This window comes from Paenibacillus sanguinis 2301083 = DSM 16941, from assembly GCF_000374825.1.
GTDB lineage: Bacteria > Bacillota > Bacilli > Paenibacillales > Paenibacillaceae > Fontibacillus > Fontibacillus sanguinis.
Window position 1 is genome coordinate 161,447 of record NZ_KB895384.1, and the last position, 17,162, is coordinate 178,608.

At 49.7% G+C, this 17,162-nt stretch carries 16 protein-coding genes; 14 read left to right on the forward strand and 2 right to left on the reverse strand.

Annotation, left to right across the window (positions count from 1 at the left end):
* Positions 1–7: 7 nt before the first annotated feature.
* From C557_RS0115235 to dnaJ, 10 genes are all read left to right on the forward strand, one after another.
* Complete coding sequence (locus tag C557_RS0115235; protein WP_018752750.1) at positions 8–1,030, forward strand: glycoside hydrolase family 130 protein; 1,023 nt, start codon at positions 8–10, stop codon at positions 1,028–1,030.
* 24 nt (positions 1,031–1,054) lie between these two features.
* Positions 1,055–2,011, forward strand: coding sequence for an alpha/beta fold hydrolase (locus C557_RS0115240; protein ID WP_018752751.1), 957 nt, complete (start codon positions 1,055–1,057; stop codon positions 2,009–2,011).
* 121 nt (positions 2,012–2,132) lie between these two features.
* Positions 2,133–4,871, forward strand: coding sequence for a glycosyl hydrolase (locus C557_RS23630; protein ID WP_083930197.1), 2,739 nt, complete (start codon positions 2,133–2,135; stop codon positions 4,869–4,871).
* Between the two features lie 91 nt (positions 4,872–4,962).
* The gene (lepA, locus tag C557_RS0115250) at positions 4,963–6,780 is read left to right on the forward strand and encodes a translation elongation factor 4 (RefSeq protein ID WP_018752753.1); all 1,818 of its coding nucleotides are present in this window, start codon (positions 4,963–4,965) and stop codon (positions 6,778–6,780) included.
* 95 nt (positions 6,781–6,875) lie between these two features.
* A complete protein-coding gene (gene hemW, locus C557_RS0115255) occupies positions 6,876–8,072 on the forward strand; it encodes a radical SAM family heme chaperone HemW (protein WP_018752754.1) in 1,197 nt (398 codons plus the stop codon).
* A gap of 209 nt (positions 8,073–8,281) precedes the next feature.
* Complete coding sequence (locus C557_RS0115260) at positions 8,282–8,755, forward strand: N-acetyltransferase (protein ID WP_018752755.1); 474 nt, start codon at positions 8,282–8,284, stop codon at positions 8,753–8,755.
* A 129-nt stretch (positions 8,756–8,884) separates the two neighbouring features.
* Entirely contained in the window at positions 8,885–9,916 is a 1,032-nt protein-coding gene (gene hrcA / locus C557_RS0115265; protein ID WP_018752756.1) for a heat-inducible transcriptional repressor HrcA, read from the forward strand.
* A 48-nt stretch (positions 9,917–9,964) separates the two neighbouring features.
* Complete coding sequence (gene grpE, locus C557_RS0115270) at positions 9,965–10,597, forward strand: nucleotide exchange factor GrpE (protein ID WP_018752757.1); 633 nt, start codon at positions 9,965–9,967, stop codon at positions 10,595–10,597.
* 51 nt (positions 10,598–10,648) lie between these two features.
* Positions 10,649–12,496 carry a molecular chaperone DnaK gene (dnaK, locus tag C557_RS0115275; RefSeq protein ID WP_018752758.1) on the forward strand — a complete coding sequence of 616 codons (1,848 nt, stop codon included), beginning with the start codon at positions 10,649–10,651 and terminating at the stop codon, positions 12,494–12,496.
* Between the two features lie 156 nt (positions 12,497–12,652).
* On the forward strand, positions 12,653–13,777 hold the full coding sequence (dnaJ, locus tag C557_RS0115280; RefSeq protein WP_018752759.1) for a molecular chaperone DnaJ: 1,125 nt from the start codon (positions 12,653–12,655) through the stop codon (positions 13,775–13,777).
* Positions 13,778–13,898: 121 nt separating this feature from the next.
* Here dnaJ and C557_RS0115285 read toward each other — a convergent pair whose 3' ends face one another.
* Both C557_RS0115285 and C557_RS0115290 read right to left on the reverse strand, forming a co-directional pair.
* Positions 13,899–14,183 (reverse strand): YxcD family protein, encoded by a 285-nt coding sequence (locus C557_RS0115285; RefSeq protein WP_018752760.1) that lies wholly within the window; start codon positions 14,181–14,183, stop codon positions 13,899–13,901.
* Positions 14,184–14,186: 3 nt separating this feature from the next.
* Positions 14,187–14,615: a hypothetical protein gene (locus C557_RS0115290; RefSeq protein WP_018752761.1), complete on the reverse strand. Its 429-nt coding sequence runs from the start codon at positions 14,613–14,615 to the stop codon at positions 14,187–14,189.
* Positions 14,616–14,834: 219 nt separating this feature from the next.
* Between C557_RS0115290 and C557_RS0115295 the strand changes: the two genes are divergently transcribed.
* From C557_RS0115295 to C557_RS0115310, 4 genes are all read left to right on the forward strand, one after another.
* The gene (locus tag C557_RS0115295) at positions 14,835–15,152 is read left to right on the forward strand and encodes a hypothetical protein (RefSeq protein WP_018752762.1); all 318 of its coding nucleotides are present in this window, start codon (positions 14,835–14,837) and stop codon (positions 15,150–15,152) included.
* A gap of 26 nt (positions 15,153–15,178) precedes the next feature.
* Positions 15,179–15,352, forward strand: coding sequence for a hypothetical protein (locus C557_RS25000; protein ID WP_018752763.1), 174 nt, complete (start codon positions 15,179–15,181; stop codon positions 15,350–15,352).
* 119 nt (positions 15,353–15,471) lie between these two features.
* On the forward strand, positions 15,472–16,437 hold the full coding sequence (gene prmA, locus C557_RS0115305) for a 50S ribosomal protein L11 methyltransferase (RefSeq protein WP_018752764.1): 966 nt from the start codon (positions 15,472–15,474) through the stop codon (positions 16,435–16,437).
* A gap of 6 nt (positions 16,438–16,443) precedes the next feature.
* On the forward strand, positions 16,444–17,133 hold the full coding sequence (locus C557_RS0115310; protein ID WP_018752765.1) for a site-2 protease family protein: 690 nt from the start codon (positions 16,444–16,446) through the stop codon (positions 17,131–17,133).
* Positions 17,134–17,162 lie beyond the last annotated feature (29 nt).

Here is a 17,162-nt window from a genome sequence, read left to right on the forward strand (position 1 = left end):
CAGCTATATGAGCACAGTGAAAATTATTGGAGAGAATTTGCCGAATATCCCATGGCAAAATAAACCGGAGGGAGCCGTGGGACCGGTATGGAGGCATAGTGAAAACCCGGTTATTTCAAGAAACCCGGTCAAGGGCATTGCCCGCATTTTCAATAGCGCAGTTGTATGGCATGAGGATCGATTCGTCGGCGTATTTCGCGCTGAAATGATTAACGGGCGGCCACATCTGCATCTGGGCCGGAGTGAGGATGGTCTGAACTGGACGATTGAAGAGGAGCGGATTTCCTTTGTGGATGAGGCAGGGCGGCCGTTTCAGCCGAATTATGCCTATGACCCCCGGCTAGTGAAGGTAGAGGATACTTACTATATAATTTGGTGCACCGATTTTTATGGCGCTTCGATCGGCGTTGCCAAAACGCAGGATTTTCGGTCGTTTGTACGGCTGGAAAACCCGTTTTTGCCATTTAACCGCAACGGGGTGTTGTTTCCTCGCAAGCTGAATGGCAATTTTGTGATGCTGTCTCGTCCGAGTGATAGCGGACACACGCCTTTTGGTGATGTGTTCCTTAGCGAAAGTCCGGATTTCGTATATTGGGGCAAGCATCGTCATGTGATGACCAAGGGCGGTCAGGGCTGGTGGCAATCTGTAAAAATTGGCGGAGGTCCGGCTCCGATCGAAACCTCCGAGGGCTGGCTGATGTTCTACCATGGAGTTACAGGAACTTGCAACGGTCTGGTGTACAGCATGGGCGCGGTTATTCTTGACAAGGAGGAGCCGTCCCGCGTCAAATACCGCTCCAGCACCTACGTACTGACGCCTGAGGAATGGTATGAGGAGCGCGGCTTTGTGCCTAATGTTGTTTTCCCTTGTGCTACGCTGACAGATGCAGCAAGCGGCAAAATTGCGATATACTATGGCGCTGCAGATACTTATGTAGGTCTGGCTTATACTACAGTTCAGGAAATTGTAGACTATGTGAAGGCAACGCATGAGGAAATTGGGGATGACGCCGAAATCGGCGTGATGTAACACAGTGAAAGGGGAAAATTGGGCATGGCTAACGATCGAATTGAGGAACTGCTGAAATATCAAGGCAGCAGTCCGAAGCCGGAGGATTTTGATGCTTACTGGGAGCGGGCATTGAAGGAGCTGGAGGCCCAGAGTCTGGACTATGAGCTGGTGGCTGCCGATTTCCAGACACCGATGGCAGAGTGCTATCATCTTTATTTTACTGGTGTCGGAGGGGCTAGAGTCCATGCCAAATATGTGAAGCCGCGAGCTGCTCAAGGCAAAGGGCCAGGGCTGGCGTTGTTCCATGGCTATCATTCCGGAAGCGGGGATTGGTCGGACAAAGCGGCCTATGCGGCGCATGGCATTACCGTGCTGGCGATGGATTGCCGCGGCCAGGGCGGATTATCCGAGGATCATTTGACGGTCAAGGGAACGACGTTGAAGGGACATATTATTCGCGGCGTTGATGAAGATAACCCGGATAAGCTTTATTACCGGAATGTGTTTCTGGATCTAGTGCAGACTGTCCGCATTTTGATGTCGATGGAACAGGTCGATCCGGAGCGGATTGGCGCCCATGGCTGCTCTCAGGGCGGGGCGCTGACCATCGCCTGCGCCGCTTTGGAGCCGCGAGTTGCGCTGGCTATCCCGGTGTATCCGTTTCTATCCGATTATCAGAAGGCTTGGGAGATGGATGTGACAATTTCAGCCTACGAGGAATTAGCGTACTATTTTCGGTTTATGGACCCGCTGCACCGGACGCAGGAGGCTTTCTTCAACAAATTGGGCTATATCGATGTTCAGAATTTGGCCGATCGCATTCGCGCGAAGGTCGTTTTTGTCACGGGATTGGCGGATACGGTGTGCCCTCCCTACACGCAATTTGCCGCTTATAACAAAATGGCTTCCGACAAAGAGCTGGTTGTGTATCACGAATACGGCCATGAATATTTGCCTTTCTTGAGCGACCGTGTACTGGAGGAAATGTTAAAGCTATAAATTCATAGAGTGATGGGCAAGCGGCTGCTGGTAGTACAGTATAGACTTCGGGCTGCGGTCTGCTTGCCCTTCCCAATATATTTATATTTATATTTATATTCTAAATTAAAGGGTGAGGCTGATGAGAAGAAAGATAGGAAAGACTTGCAGGTTGTTGTCGGCAGTAGTCTTGGCTGTGACGCTGGCGATGCCAGGTTATGCCGTTCATGCGGCAAATCCTCAGACGAAGGAGGTAGTATCCGACAATTTGAAAGCGCAATCATTTTCCGGAAAATTAACAGCACCGAAGGCTCAGGACGTCGATTTGGCCGATGCCGATGCTACGGCGGAAACCCGGTCTTTATTTGCCTTTTTAAATGAAACGCGCGGGAAAGCTGTTTTGTTCGGACATCAGCATGATACAACCGTTTCCTTTGCGGGCAAGGATGCGCAGGGGCGAGTCATTTCAGATGTAAAAAACTCGGTTGGCGATTATCCGGCCGTATTTGGCTGGGATACACTGAGCCTGGATGGGCTGGAAGCTCCGCCGGGGGTGGCTGGAGATTACGAAGCCAGCCGAATCGGGCTGTCAAGCGCGATGAAGCAAGCGTACGAGATGGGCGGCATAGTGACGTTAAGCACGCATCCCTACAATTTTGCCACCGGCGGAAGCTTCAATGATACGGGGAATTCGGAGGGGGCAGTGAAATCCGTAGCTGCCCGTGTGCTGCCAGGCGGTGATCTGAATTCGGATTTCCAGAAATATCTCAACCGGATCGCTAGCTTTGCCAACCAATTAAAGGATGATCAGGGCAAACTGATTCCGGTGCTCTTTCGACCGTTCCACGAGCAAAACGGCAACTGGTTCTGGTGGGGGTCCGCGACGACAACCACAAGCGAATATAAGGAGCTATACCGTTATACTGTGGAATACTTGCGCGATGTGAAGCATGTCCACAATCTTCTCTACGTATTTTCGCCAAACGGATCATTTAATGGCAACGAAGAGGAATACTTGAAGACGTATCCCGGTGATTCGTATGTTGATATTTTAGGGATGGACCAGTATGACAATAAGGAGAATGCCGGAAGCGAGGCCTTCCTTGCCGGGCTAGTCAAAGATTTGAAGATGATCTCCGGGCTTGCAGACAGCAAAGGGAAAATTGCGGCGTTATCGGAGTATGGCTATAGCGCCGCTGGGATGAAAACAACAGGGAATCATGAAAAAGAGTGGTTTACCAAAGTGATGAATGCCATCAAAAGCGATCCTGATGCTCGGAAAATTGCCTATATGCTGACCTGGGCCAATTTTGGGGAAGACAATAATTTGTATGTCCCATATAAAGAGGTTCCCGGCAAAGGCAGTCATGAGCTGCTGAACGATTTTATTAACTATTATAAGGACCCGTACACTGCATTTGCCGGAGATTTGCAGAGGGAGCAGGTATATGGGCGCAAGGTAAATACAAGGCCCAAGCAGCCGTTTCTTCATATTGTAACTCCTGTTCATGCCACGGCTGTGAGCGAGGCCGCAACTACAGTTCGCGCCAAAGTGCTGAACTTGGTCCCTGATAAGGTAGTTTACCGCATCGGGCAGGCAGGACAAGAGATTCAAATGTCGTTGGGGCCGGATGGATATTATGCAGCCTCCTGGACTCCGCCTGTCGAGCTGAATGGAACGACCGTCGAGCTAACCGTCCGGGCTTATCATGGGGGCAAAGCCGCTCTTGAGCAGACGGTTGCTGCAACCCTGAAGGTGCCTGAACTAAAGCTAAAAAGTTGGACATTTGATACCGCAGAGAGTCTGGCCTGGTTCAAAAATAATGGGACCTATCCGGCCGATATTCAAATGAAGCTTGCTCATAAATATGTCAATGACAACGGAAAGCTGGCGTTTCAGATTGATAAGGGCCTGAAGGCTTCGCAAACCTGGCAGGAGCTGAAGCTGCAACTGACCGAAAAGGCGCTGGCGGACGTCGATCTGTCCCGAGTACGCCGCATTAAACTGTCGGCGCTGATTCCAGCCGCTATGGCCAAGGATGCTGCAACGATACAGGCTGTCGCCATGTATCCGGAGGATTGGAGTCATAAATATGGGGAAGGCTCCACTCGTCAGCGGCTATCCGAACTAACCAAGGTGACCGTGTCGGGAGCTTCATATTATCAGTATAAGACGTCCATCGAGCTTGATCAGGCTGCATCGGCTGCATCGGCTGAAGGGCTGGCCATTTCTCTGGTTGGCAGCGGCTTGGAGGCAAATGCCCCAATCAGTCTCTATCTGGATGATCTGGAACTGTATGATGTCTATATGGCTCCAGTGCTGGAGGCTTCATGGGTTGATGATTTTGAAACCTATGACGGCTCTGATGAGGCATTGTCTGCCAAGTATCCCAAGGCAGGCGGAGATGATGTCCGGGTGTCTTTGAGCGGGGAAGAGAAATTCAACGGCCAATACAGTATGAAGTATCAATATGCGGTGAATACGGCCGGCTATACCGGTGCAGGTAAAAATTTGAATTCAGTAGACTGGTCGGAGAGCAATGGGCTGCATATCTGGATAAAGACAGATGAAACAGGCGCTTATGCCGGGCAGGGAAAACCGCTGAAACTGGTTATTCAGGTTTTGATCAGCGGCACAGCCTATGAATACTATCCGAATATCGAGCCCGCCCAAGCCTATGATTTGACCATACCCTTCGATGAATTTGTCGTAGCTCCGTGGAGTTCAGGGGGTCCGATAACAAAGGAAGGGTTGAAACAGGTAACTGGCTTCAACCTTTATGTTAATTCTATGGATCAAGGTGATCATCAAGGTGTTCTCTACTTCGATGATATCCAGGCAGTGCATGATGCGCATCTGCCAGATATTCCGACTAAGTGACTGTACTTTAATGTCGTTGCTGCCTGCCTGCTCAACTGTTATAATTAATAAATTACAGTAAGACTTCGAGCACTTTTTGGTGGGGGTAAGAATGAAAGAGATTAGGGCAAGGCAGGAAAAAATTCGGAATTTCAGCATTATTGCACATATAGACCATGGCAAATCAACCTTGGCAGACCGCATTCTGGAATTCACCGGAGCGCTTACTTCCCGGGAGATGCAGGAGCAAGTGCTGGACAACATGGATCTGGAGCGCGAGCGGGGAATTACGATCAAATTGCAGGCAGTGCGTCTGAGCTATCGCGCTGATGATGGTGAGGAATATCTGCTTAATCTTATCGATACTCCGGGACACGTGGATTTTACGTATGAGGTATCCCGCAGTTTGGCTGCTTGTGAAGGCGCCTTATTGGTCGTGGACGCGGCTCAAGGCATCGAAGCGCAAACGTTGGCCAACGTATACCTGGCGCTGGACAATAACCTGGAGATATTGCCAGTCATCAACAAAATTGATTTGCCAAGCGCTGATCCTGAGCGGGTAAAGGAAGAAATCGAAGATGTCATTGGCCTTGATGCCAGCGAGGCTGTGCTTGCTTCAGCCAAAGCGGGAATCGGCATCAAGGAGATTCTCGAGCAAGTGGTGCAGAAGGTTCCGGCTCCAACAGGAGATCCGGAAAATCCGTTGAAGGCTTTGATCTTTGACTCCCATTATGATCCGTATAAAGGGGTTATCGTTTATGTCCGCGTCATTGACGGGCAAATCAAGGCCGGTTCCAAAATTCACATGATGGCAACGAACAAAACCTTTGAGGTTATTGAGGTCGGAGCCTTTATGCCGCGTATGACAGCGGTGGATGAATTGAATGTCGGCGATGTTGGCTTTATCGTAGCCGGGATCAAGACGGTTGGCGATACGCGTGTCGGGGATACTGTAACGGATGCGAAAAATCCGACGCTAGAGCCGTTGCCGGGTTACCGTAAGATCAATCCAATGGTTTACTGTGGTCTGTATCCGATTGAGACATCGGATTACAACGATTTGCGTGAAGCGCTGGAGAAGCTTCAATTAAATGATGCTTCGCTTAGCTTTGAACCGGAAACTTCAAGCGCGCTTGGCTTTGGCTTCCGTTGCGGATTTTTGGGCCTGCTGCATATGGACGTCATTCAGGAGCGGATTGAGCGGGAATTCAACATTCCGTTGATTACGACAGCTCCAAGTGTTATTTATCATGTTACGTTGACTAATGGCGAAATGATCTCCATTGATAATCCGTCCAACTATCCGGAGGTTGGCAAGATTGAATACGTCGAGGAGCCTTACGTCAAAGCTTCGATTATCGTGCCTAATGATTATGTAGGGACGGTTATGGAGCTTTGCCAAAGCAAGCGCGGCGAGTTCGTGAATATGGAGTATCTCGATACGACACGGGTGACGATTATTTATCAGGTGCCCTTGTCAGAAATCGTTTATGATTTCTTTGATCAATTGAAATCGAGCACGAAGGGATATGCTTCATTTGATTACGAGCTATCCGGATATCGTCAGTCGAGTCTGGTGAAAATGGACATTCTGCTGAACGGTGAACAAGTTGATGCCTTGTCCTTCATCGTGCACCGGGAACGAGCATATCATCGTGGACGGATTATTTGTCAGAAGCTGCGTGAGCTTATCCCGCGTCAAATGTTCGAGGTGCCTATTCAGGCCTCGATCGGACAGAAGGTCATTGCCCGTGAGACCGTAAAGGCAATGCGCAAGAATGTACTCGCCAAATGTTACGGCGGGGATATCTCGCGGAAGCGGAAGCTGCTCGAGAAGCAAAAGGAAGGCAAGAAGCGGATGAAGCAGGTCGGCAACGTGGAAGTGCCGCAGGAAGCTTTCATGGCCGTACTGAAAATTGACGAAGATTAACAGGGGGAAGCCGTCAGGCTTTCCTTTTTTCCAAGCCTGACTTAAGAGAAGGTCCGGTGTTTTATCTACTATTAGTATAGAGGGGGCATGACCTAATGAATCAGTATAACCAAGGAGCAGCGCAGGGAGTGCCGACGCATGCACCGGAGGCCGTCTATATTCATATTCCGTTTTGCACCAATAAATGCTTTTATTGTGATTTCAACTCCTATGTATTGAAGGATCAGCCAGTGATGGATTATTTGAAAGCCCTAGATCGGGAGATGGAACTTTCGGTGAAGCAGACCCCACCTGTCGAAATTCGTACGATCTTCGTGGGAGGCGGAACGCCAACGGTGCTCAAGCCGGAGGAAATGGAGTACTTTCTCGCTTCCATTAAACGTCACTACCCTCGCTGGGCGGAGGACATTGAATTTACCATGGAGGCCAACCCGGGTACCACCGATCGTGAGAAGCTGCGTGTGATGAAGGATGGGGGAGTGAACCGGGTTAGCTTTGGTGTGCAGGCATTTCAGAATGAGCTGCTAAGCGGAATCGGCAGAATTCATAATACGGACGATGTCTACCGAAGCCTGGAGAATGCCCATATGGTTGGACTTGACAATCTGTCCATCGATTTGATGTTCGGATTGCCTAACCAGACGGTAGAGATGTTGGATTACAGCATTACGCGTGCGCTTGAGCTGGGACTGCCCCATTACTCGATTTATAGCTTGAAGGTGGAGGAGAATACATTGTTTCATACGATGTATCATAAGAACCAGCTTCCTTTGCCAAGCGAAGAGGATGAGTTGAACATGTATCTTCTGCTAATGGAGAGAATGCAGAGTGCAGGGCGCAGGCAATATGAGATCAGTAATTTTGCCAAGCCTGGTTATGAGAGTCGCCATAACATTACGTATTGGCGCAATGAGGACTATTATGGACTGGGAGCAGGAGCTCATGGCTATCTCGGCAGACAGCGTCATGTCAACATCAAGGGGGTTACTCCTTACGTTGAGGCAGCGAAGCAAGGATTCCCCCGGCTGGAGCAGTTCGAGGTATCGCGTGAAGAGGCGATGGAGGACTTTGTGATGGTTGGTCTGCGCATGCTTGATGGCATCCGCAAGGCTGATTTTTACAAGCAGTTCGGCGAGGAGCTTGACGATGTGTTTGCAGGGCCGCTGGCCAGAATGCTGAAGACCAGCCTGCTGGAAGCACATGAAGATGGCGAAGGCTACAAGCTAAGCCATCAAGGCGTGTTGTTTGGTAACGAGGTCTTCGCCGAATTCGTTGGCGTTCTTGTTCCATAGTAGTAAAGGCTGTTCTCCGTGCTGAAAACCTGACTTTTTAAACACTCATTAAATAAGTTCATTAAACAAACTCATTAATACGGAGCCCGTGCTTTCCTGTTGGGGAAAAATGCACGGGCTATTTTTTTATAACAACGCTTGTTAACCTCTTGAAGTTTTATACTGTATCATGTATATTTATTCATATTATTTGAAAGTGCAAGGGGGAAATGGGCGTGCCAGCGGTGATTGTATGCAGACAAGCGAATTTAGCAGATGTTGAGCCTCTCTATATCATGATTGAGGACTATGCCAAGCGTGGGATTATGTTGCCCCGTTCCCGGGCGGTACTGGAGCGCCAAATCAAGAACTTTGTGGTTGCCGAGGTAGATGGCGAGGTTGTGGGCTGCGGATCGCTGTGCCAGCTTGGTGATGAATTGGTGGAAATTCGCTCGCTTGGCATTGCCGAAGGTCATAAGGGTAAGGGGCTTGGGTCCCGGTTGGTAGCGCAATTGGAGAAGGAAGCGCGCAAGCAGGGAATCCCCAAGCTCATGGCCTTGACCTATGAGGTTTCTTTCTTTGTGAAGAACGGATTTGATGTAGTAAGCAAGGAGATTTTCCCGGAAAAAGTATGGACGGATTGCGTTAATTGTGCGAAGCAACTTTGCTGCGATGAAATAGCTGTACTTAAGATACTGGACTGACTTGACAATCGTCAGGTCGGTTTGGTATTTTTGTATTAGCGATTAGCACTCAACGTTAACGAGTGCTAACGAAGTAAGAATTGCGGCAAGGATATAAATGACAATGAATTAAACACAGGAGGGATTGCCATGTTAACGGAACGCCAAAGAATGATATTGACAGCCATTGTGGATGACTATATCCGTTCAGCGGAGCCGGTGGGGTCCCGAAGCATTTCCAAACGGGGCGATGTCGGGTATAGTCCGGCGACCATCCGTAATGAAATGTCCGATTTGGAGGAACTCGGCTTTCTGGAGCAGCCGCATACGTCGGCCGGTCGGATTCCTTCACATAAGGGATATCGTTATTATGTAGATCATCTGACGCCATTTAATCTCCTCGAGAAGGAAGAGATTGTGACCCTCAAAGCCTTTTTTGCCGAGAAGCTGAGTGCGACAGAACAAGTGATTCAGCATGCGGGAACGATTTTATCCCATATGACCAACTACACCTCCATCTTGCTGGGACCGGAGGTTTTCCAGACATCTTTACGCCATTTTCAACTACTGCCATTAAATGAAGATACGGCGGTGGCTATTGTGGTGACCAACACGGGGCAGGTGGAGAACAAGACGGTCTCACTGCCAGCCGGGGTTTCTGTTTCTGAGATGGAGCGCGTGGTGAACCTGCTGAACCGCAAGCTGGCCGGTGTGCCTATTTACAGGCTGAAGGCGGCTTTGTATAGTGAGATCGGGCAGGAGATGCAGCGGCACATCGAGCATTTTGAAGAATTGATGAAGATGTTGGATGAAGCACTGGGTGCAGGACTGGAGGGACAAAGATTGTTCCTGAGCGGAGCCACGAACATGCTCACACAACCTGAGTTCCGTGATGTCGACAAGGTGAAGAGCATTCTTGACCTGCTTGAGGAAACACCGACATTAACCAAGATGATATCGTCCGCATCTGCCGGATCCGGCGTTCAGGTGCGTATTGGAACTGAAAATGACCATGAAGCCTTTGCCAACTGTAGTCTGATTACGGCGACCTACCGGATTGAAGGCGAAGCGGTTGGAACGATTGGCATTTTGGGACCGACGCGGATGGAATATGCCAGGGTCATTCGGATTCTGGATATTTTATCGAAGGACTTAAGTGCATTTTTGTCCAGAATGTCGTAACAGCGATTAGTAAGCTTGCTACGCATGTGCTTTAAGGAGGTGAACATCTTGAAGGAATCACAGCCGATTCAAGACAACATCAATCACAGTGAAAGTAAAGAGGACGAATTGAACATGAATGATAACGTACAAGAGGATTTGCGCCAATCACCCGATGAGGATGTAAGGCAAGACGAGGCAGTCAGTCAGGAGACGGCCAGCAACGACCAGGCAGCCGATACTGTGAGCTTGTCTGAGGAAGTTGAGAAGCTTCGTGCCGAAAATGAAGAAGGACAACAGCGCTTGCTTCGGACGCAGGCCGATTTTGATAATTTCCGACGCCGTACGGTGAAGGAGAAGGAAGAACTGGGCAAATACGCTTCTGCGAAGCTGATTACCGAGCTATTGCCCGTTATCGATAATTTTCAAAGAGCGCTTGGTACGGCGGGAGACAGCCCTGAAGCTGCATCCTATACCAAGGGCGTTGAAATGATATTCCGCCAGCTTGAAGGTGTACTTAGTGCAGAAGGCCTTGTTCCGATGGAGACTGTAGGGCAACCGTTTAATCCGGAGTTCCATCAGGCTATTATGCAGGTCGAGTCTGAGGAATATGAGGAAGGCATTGTAGTGGAAGAGGTTCAGAAAGGCTACATGCTGAAGGATAAGGTACTGCGCCCGGCCATGGTTAAGGTTAGCGGGTAATCACACAGATCATACAGGGGTAGCAACCCATTTTAAGGAGGACATAAGCAAATGAGCAAAGTAATCGGAATTGACCTTGGAACCACCAACTCCTGTGTTGCCGTGATGGAAGGCGGCGAGGCGGTAGTTATTCCTAATCCGGAAGGAGCGCGTACAACGCCTTCCGTGGTAGGCTTTAAGAAAGACGGAGAACGGGTAGTAGGGGAAACGGCCAAACGCCAGGCAATTACTAACCCTGATCGTACAATTATCTCTATCAAGAGACATATGGGTACTAATCACAAAGAATCGATTGATGGCAAAGAATATACTCCACAAGAAATTTCGGCCATTATCTTGCAAAAGCTAAAAGCTGATGCGGAAGCCTATCTTGGCCAGCCAGTTACTCAAGCGGTCATTACCGTACCGGCTTATTTCAATGACAGCCAACGTCAAGCAACCAAGGACGCCGGTAAAATTGCCGGGCTTGAAGTGCTGCGGATTGTCAACGAGCCTACAGCTGCAGCTTTGGCCTATGGTATGGAGAAGTCGGATGATCAAACGATTCTCGTATACGACCTTGGTGGCGGTACATTTGACGTTTCCATTCTGGAGCTGGGCGATGGATTTTTTGAAGTAAAAGCAACCAGTGGCGACAACAACCTGGGTGGCGATGACTTCGATCAGAAGATCATTGATTATTTGGTAGCCGAGTTCAAGAAAGACCAAGGTATTGACCTGAGCAAGGATAAAGCTGCGGTTCAACGTCTGAAGGATGCTGCGGAAAAAGCGAAAAAGGAATTGTCCGGCGTATTGACGACCACGATTTCCTTGCCGTTTATTACCGTGGCTGACGGAGTTCCTCAGCATTTGGAGCTCAGTCTGACTCGTGCCAAATTTGAAGAATTGACTGCAGATCTTGTTGAACGCACCTTGGGTCCAACTCGCCGTGCCTTGAGTGATGCAGGCATGACTCCTGCTGATATTAACAAGATTGTACTTGTGGGAGGCTCTACGCGTATTCCTGCGGTACAGGAAGCGATCAAGAAGCTGACCGGCAAGGAGCCTCACAAAGGGGTTAACCCTGATGAAGTGGTTGCCTTGGGGGCAGCTGTTCAAGCGGGCGTATTGACTGGCGATGTGAAGGATGTTGTATTGCTGGACGTTACTCCGTTGTCTCTGGGGATTGAAACTGCTGGTGGCGTATTTACAAAAATGATCGAGCGCAACACCACCATTCCTACCAGCAAATCGCAAGTTTTCTCTACCTATGCGGACAATCAGCCTAGTGTTGAAATCCACGTATTGCAAGGGGAACGTGAGATGGCGGCTGGCAACAAAACGCTGGGACGCTTCATGTTAGGGGATATTCCATTGGCGCCGCGTGGTGTGCCGCAGATCGAAGTTACCTTTGATATTGATGCCAATGGTATCGTGAACGTATCGGCAACCGACAAGGGCACCGGCAAGAGCCAAAAAATTACAATTACTTCATCCAGCGGCTTGAGCGACGACGAAGTGGAGCGCATGATGAAGGATGCCGAGCTGCATGCTGAGGAAGACAAGAAGCGCAAAGAATTGGTTGAAGCGAAAAATAATGGCGACCAATTGATTTATAGCGTAGATAAAACAATCAAAGAACTTGGCGACAAGGTAGATGCTGCTGAGACGGAAAAAGCCAATGCAGCCAAGGAAGAATTGAAGAAGGCTTTGGAAGGTGAAGACCTGGAGCAAATCAAGGCAGCTTCCGAGAAGTTGACCGAGATCGTTCAGCAATTGTCCGTCAAGTTGTATGAGCAAGCTGCCCAAGCTGCGGAAGCTCAAGGCGAAGCAGCTGATGCAGGCAACGCCGCAGGTGGTCCTGGCCGTGATAATGTCGTTGATGCTGATTATGAAGTGGTTGACGAAGACAAGAAATAAGGTTAAGCTTTCACGAAGTGGAAGCAGGCACATAGATTAGCAGTTGGGAAGGTCAAAGCGCGGGCTGTTCCGCACTTTGACTTTCCTTTTGCCGGATATAGGGATCGCTGTCCAGAAGTGGACAATAGAATCCATTAGTCAGACGGGGGTGGAAGGATGGCAGAAAAACGCGATTACTACGAGGTGCTGGGTCTGGGCAAAGATGCCTCTGACGATGACATCAAGAAGGCTTACCGCAAGCTGGCTCGTCAGTATCACCCGGACGTGAATAAAGCCGCGGATGCGGAAGCGAAATTTAAAGAGGTTAAAGAAGCTTATGATGTACTGAGCGATGCGGGGAAACGCTCGCGTTATGATCAGTACGGTCATGTCGATCCAAATGCAGGCATGGGCGGAGGATTTTCCGGAGGCGGCGATTTTGGCGGCTTTGGCGATATCTTTGATATGTTCTTTGGCGGAGGCGGAGGCAGACGTGACCCAAATGCTCCGCAGCGTGGCAATGATCTGCAATATACGATGACCATTGAATTCAAGGAAGCCGTATTCGGGAAGGAAACAGATATTAATATCCCGCGCACGGAAGGCTGTGACACTTGTTTTGGTACAGGAGCCAAGCCTGGAACGAAGCCGGAGACCTGTTCGGTCTGCCATGGCACAGGACAGCAGGAGGTTGTACAGAATACGCCGTTTGGCCGGATGGTCAATCGCCGGGCGTGCAGCCATTGTGGTGGCAAGGGGCAAGTCATTAAGGAAAAATGCCCAACCTGTGCAGGAAGCGGCAGTGTCAAGAAGCAACGTAAAATCCATGTTCGCATCCCTGCCGGGGTAGACGATGGGGCTCAATTGCGGATGTCAGGGGAAGGCGAAGGTGGACTCCGCGGCGGTCCTGCTGGCGATCTTTACATTATTATTCGCGTCAAATCCCATGACTTCTTTGAGCGGGAAGGCGACGATATCTATTGTGAGTTCCCATTGACCTTTGCCCAAGCGGCCTTGGGTGATGAAATTGAAATTCCTACGCTGACGGAGAGGGTCAAACTGAAAATTCCGGCTGGCACCCAGACCGGGACCTACTTCCGACTCAAGGGTAAAGGGGTCCCTCGGTTAAGAGGGATTGGCCAAGGCGATCAACATGTCAAAGTGGTGGTCGTTACGCCGAGCAAGCTGAGCGAGGAACAGAAAGAACTGATGCGCCAGTTCGCTTCGCTTGATGGCGAGCAGACGCACGAGCATGAGCAGTCTTTCTTTGACCGTATGAAACGGGCGTTTCGCGGAGATTAGCAATAATAGAAAAGCGCGAGTCCAGGAATGAGCTATCCTGGACTCGCGCTTTATTTATTTACTGAAGCTTCATCATGCCGAGCTTGAGGTCTTCCTTTTTGCTGTGTCTTGGACCTGCGCCTTAGTTCTGCTCCTGAATGACTGCGATGATCTCTTCATGCAATTCCAGACGGATATCCTCCCGAAATACGCGGCGATCATATTCGCGGTGCATGTACTGCATAATAGCTTCCATCAGATTGGCTTCAACCAGGTAACGGCTGCGCCCGTTTGCCCAAACCTCTCCGGTATAGCCCGTATCTTCATCCCAGCTTAATTCGACCTGAACATCGGTCGGGCGAACCCCGACACGTTCAGCCGTATTCAGGCAAACGGCGTTGATAATTTCATCCATGCTCAAGACCATGGCTTAGTATCTTCCTCCACGGTGATAATCGTCTTGACTAGGTTTTTTGAAGCGGCGGTATAAAGCCATGGCAGCAATGATCAACAGATAGATGGCCAGCAGGTTCACGGCAAGTCCCAATAGATTTCCAAAGAAACCCATGTTCGCAAACAAGCTGCCGAATAACATTCCGGCCAGACCGCCGACAACCAACCCGCGCATTAAGCCGCCTCCGCTGAAGAAACCACGGTTCGCCGTTGTATTTGCCGTATTGGCTCCCGCCCGGTTCCCGGTCATGTTGTGATTTTCATTTTGTGCAGGCTTCTTGGGGGCAGGATTATAGCTGCGTGGTCCTGACTTGAAGCCTCCGCGTCTGGCATCTGCAAAATCCGGAGCAACAAAGGTGAAAAATACAGTGAAAGCCATTACAACTAACATTACTCTTTTCATCATGGAACTTAGGAACCCTCCTGTAAAATATAAGTTTCTTCTGTTTCCTAGCTAATAATACGGGGTAAGTTCTAGGTAGGTTTCAAATTTAAAATAAAATTTCAAATAGGTAATTCAGAAAGAACAAAGAGTATAAAGCTACAGCACTGGCTGCATCCTATCATGGTAACGGACTGTACTTATGTGCAATTCTATGAAGCCCCGAGGAGGCAGGGAGGAAGCATGGCCGAGAAGAACATATTAGCTTATTTCAAAAGTCCTGAGGAAGCGGAGGGAGTCGCTCGCAAATTAGCCGCCTTGAGGGTAGCGGATTTGTCCATCGCCCGGTTCCAACGTTACGGTGGCGAGGTGGAGGATTCAGCCGGGATCACCCATTTTACGGCTGGAATTGCGGAGGCGGCAGATCCGGTCAGCAGTGGACTGAGTCATGGCGGAGAGAGCGGTCCGAATGGACGCGATATATTACTCACGGTAGTCGTGCATGATGCCATACACCACCAGACTCTTCGTATTATTGAGGAAGCCGGGGGCATGGTATAAATACCGACTGGAAGGGGGGAGCAGCTATGAGCCGCGAAGAACGACGTAATCATCGAGTAGAGATCAAGCTGGATAAGACGTATACGGAGTATGACAGAGATCCTGAGGCCCTGGAGGACCTGGCTAATTATGAGGACTGGGAGACGCTTGAGCGGGATGAGCGGTTGGAAGCGCAAAAAAGCGAGCGGCTGAAGCTATAGGGAGATGAATATCAGACGGGGGCAACCGGACAATCGGTTGCCCCCGTCTTGCTTTGTCACTATCTGCATTCTATAGTACAATATTTCTTATGCATGTAAGTCAAGGAGGAAAACATACGATGATTTGGAAGGAAATAACCATACATACAACAGAAGAAGCCGTTGAAATGATTTCTAATTTCTTGCACGAAGCGGGAGCAGGTGGAGTGACCATCGAGGAGCATGTCGATAACGATAAACCACGGGATACCTCACTTGGCCAATGGTTCGAGATTCCCCCAAACGATATTCCCGAAGGAGAGGCCAAGATCAGCGGCTATTTCCCGGAAGGACTTAGCATTGAACAGGTCGTTCAAGAGGTTCAGACCCGGATTGAAGAGCTTAAGGGCTATGATATAGACCCCGGGGCCGCAGAAATCTCGGTTCGCGATGTCAGCGAGGATGACTGGGCCAACAACTGGAAGCAATATTTCAAGCCGCTGCGCGTGTCGGAGCGGCTGACTATCAAGCCAACCTGGGAGGATTATACCCCGCGAGCAGGCGAGCAAATTATCGAGCTTGACCCGGGGATGGCCTTCGGGACTGGAACGCATCCTACGACATCCCTTTGCTTGCGCACGCTGGAGAATATCATCAGCGAGGGAGACGAAGTCATTGATGTCGGTACAGGCTCCGGCATTTTGGCCATTGGCGCCTGCCGCCTGGGAGCATCGCGGGTGCTTGCTCTGGACCTGGACCCTGTGGCTGTGTCCAGTGCGACAGAGAATACCCGGCTGAACAAGCTGGAGGAACGTATTCAGGTAGTAGAAAGCGACCTGTTGTCTGTCATTAAGGGTGAAGGCAGCGGAAGCGTTGCCGTACAATTACCGGTACGCGTCGTGGTTGCCAATATTTTGGCGGAAATTATATTGCTCTTTATTGACGATGTATATCAAGCTCTGACGCCTGGGGGCTATTATATTGCCTCCGGCATTTATAAAAATAAAGAACAAGCCGTAGAAGAAGCACTGCTTGCCGCGGGTTTTGAATTGGAACGGACCGCCCGGGAAGAAGATTGGGTAGCTTTTGTGGCGAGAAAGAGGTAACCAGTCATGGATTTTTTGGATCGCATACTGCAGGTCCCGTTGGAACAGCTTCCTTTTTATCTGATTACTTTGGTGATCGCCTTTACGCTGCATGAGTTCTCCCATGCGTATTTTGCTAATAAGTTCGGAGATCCTACGGCCAAGCTGCTGGGCCGGGTAACCTTGAATCCAGCCGTCCACTTCGATTTTTTCGGTATTGTATTGCTGCTGCTGGCCGGTTTTGGCTGGGCTCGTCCGGTTCCGGTCAATCGTGAGAACTTCAGCAATCCCCGCTTAATGGGAGCCATTGTGTCAATAGCCGGGCCGCTCAGCAACTTACTGCTGGGTGTGCTGGGGACGTTGATTTACGTTATGCTAGCTCAATTTGGTGTCCTTGATAGCATTAGCAATGAAAGATTGCTGCAAGCGATTTTAATTTTCTTTAATTTATTTACCGTTCTGAACTTCTTTTTGTTTTTATTCAATCTTATTCCGTTGCCGCCTCTGGATGGCTATCGCTTGGTCGAAGATTTGGCGCCGCGTTCGGTGCAGGGAAAGTTGCATCAATATGAGCAATGGTCGATGTTGATTTTCTTGCTGATCTTGTTTATTCCTGCATTGCGAGCGTACACGATTACACCGTTGTACCAAGCGGCTCAGGCGCTGTATTTTCAATTTGCCCAGTTTTTCCTGATTCTGTTCGGAGGATATTCTTAGGGTGGCGTAGTGCTGGCAAGCTGGATTTA

Coding starts and splice junctions, on each gene's coding strand:
- C557_RS0115240 (WP_018752751.1), top strand. CDS start 1,055: ATGGCTAACGATCGAATTGAGGAACTGCTGAAATATCAAGGCAGCAGT.
- lepA (WP_018752753.1), top strand. CDS start 4,963: ATGAAAGAGATTAGGGCAAGGCAGGAAAAAATTCGGAATTTCAGCATT.
- C557_RS0115285 (WP_018752760.1), bottom strand. CDS start 14,183: ATGGTCTTGAGCATGGATGAAATTATCAACGCCGTTTGCCTGAATACG.
- dnaK (WP_018752758.1), top strand. CDS start 10,649: ATGAGCAAAGTAATCGGAATTGACCTTGGAACCACCAACTCCTGTGTT.
- C557_RS0115310 (WP_018752765.1), top strand. CDS start 16,444: ATGGATTTTTTGGATCGCATACTGCAGGTCCCGTTGGAACAGCTTCCT.
- hemW (WP_018752754.1), top strand. CDS start 6,876: ATGAATCAGTATAACCAAGGAGCAGCGCAGGGAGTGCCGACGCATGCA.
- prmA (WP_018752764.1), top strand. CDS start 15,472: ATGATTTGGAAGGAAATAACCATACATACAACAGAAGAAGCCGTTGAA.
- hrcA (WP_018752756.1), top strand. CDS start 8,885: ATGTTAACGGAACGCCAAAGAATGATATTGACAGCCATTGTGGATGAC.
- C557_RS0115290 (WP_018752761.1), bottom strand. CDS start 14,615: ATGATGAAAAGAGTAATGTTAGTTGTAATGGCTTTCACTGTATTTTTC.
- C557_RS0115295 (WP_018752762.1), top strand. CDS start 14,835: ATGGCCGAGAAGAACATATTAGCTTATTTCAAAAGTCCTGAGGAAGCG.
- dnaJ (WP_018752759.1), top strand. CDS start 12,653: ATGGCAGAAAAACGCGATTACTACGAGGTGCTGGGTCTGGGCAAAGAT.
- C557_RS0115260 (WP_018752755.1), top strand. CDS start 8,282: ATGGGCGTGCCAGCGGTGATTGTATGCAGACAAGCGAATTTAGCAGAT.
- C557_RS0115235 (WP_018752750.1), top strand. CDS start 8: ATGAGCACAGTGAAAATTATTGGAGAGAATTTGCCGAATATCCCATGG.
- C557_RS23630 (WP_083930197.1), top strand. CDS start 2,133: ATGAGAAGAAAGATAGGAAAGACTTGCAGGTTGTTGTCGGCAGTAGTC.
- C557_RS25000 (WP_018752763.1), top strand. CDS start 15,179: ATGAGCCGCGAAGAACGACGTAATCATCGAGTAGAGATCAAGCTGGAT.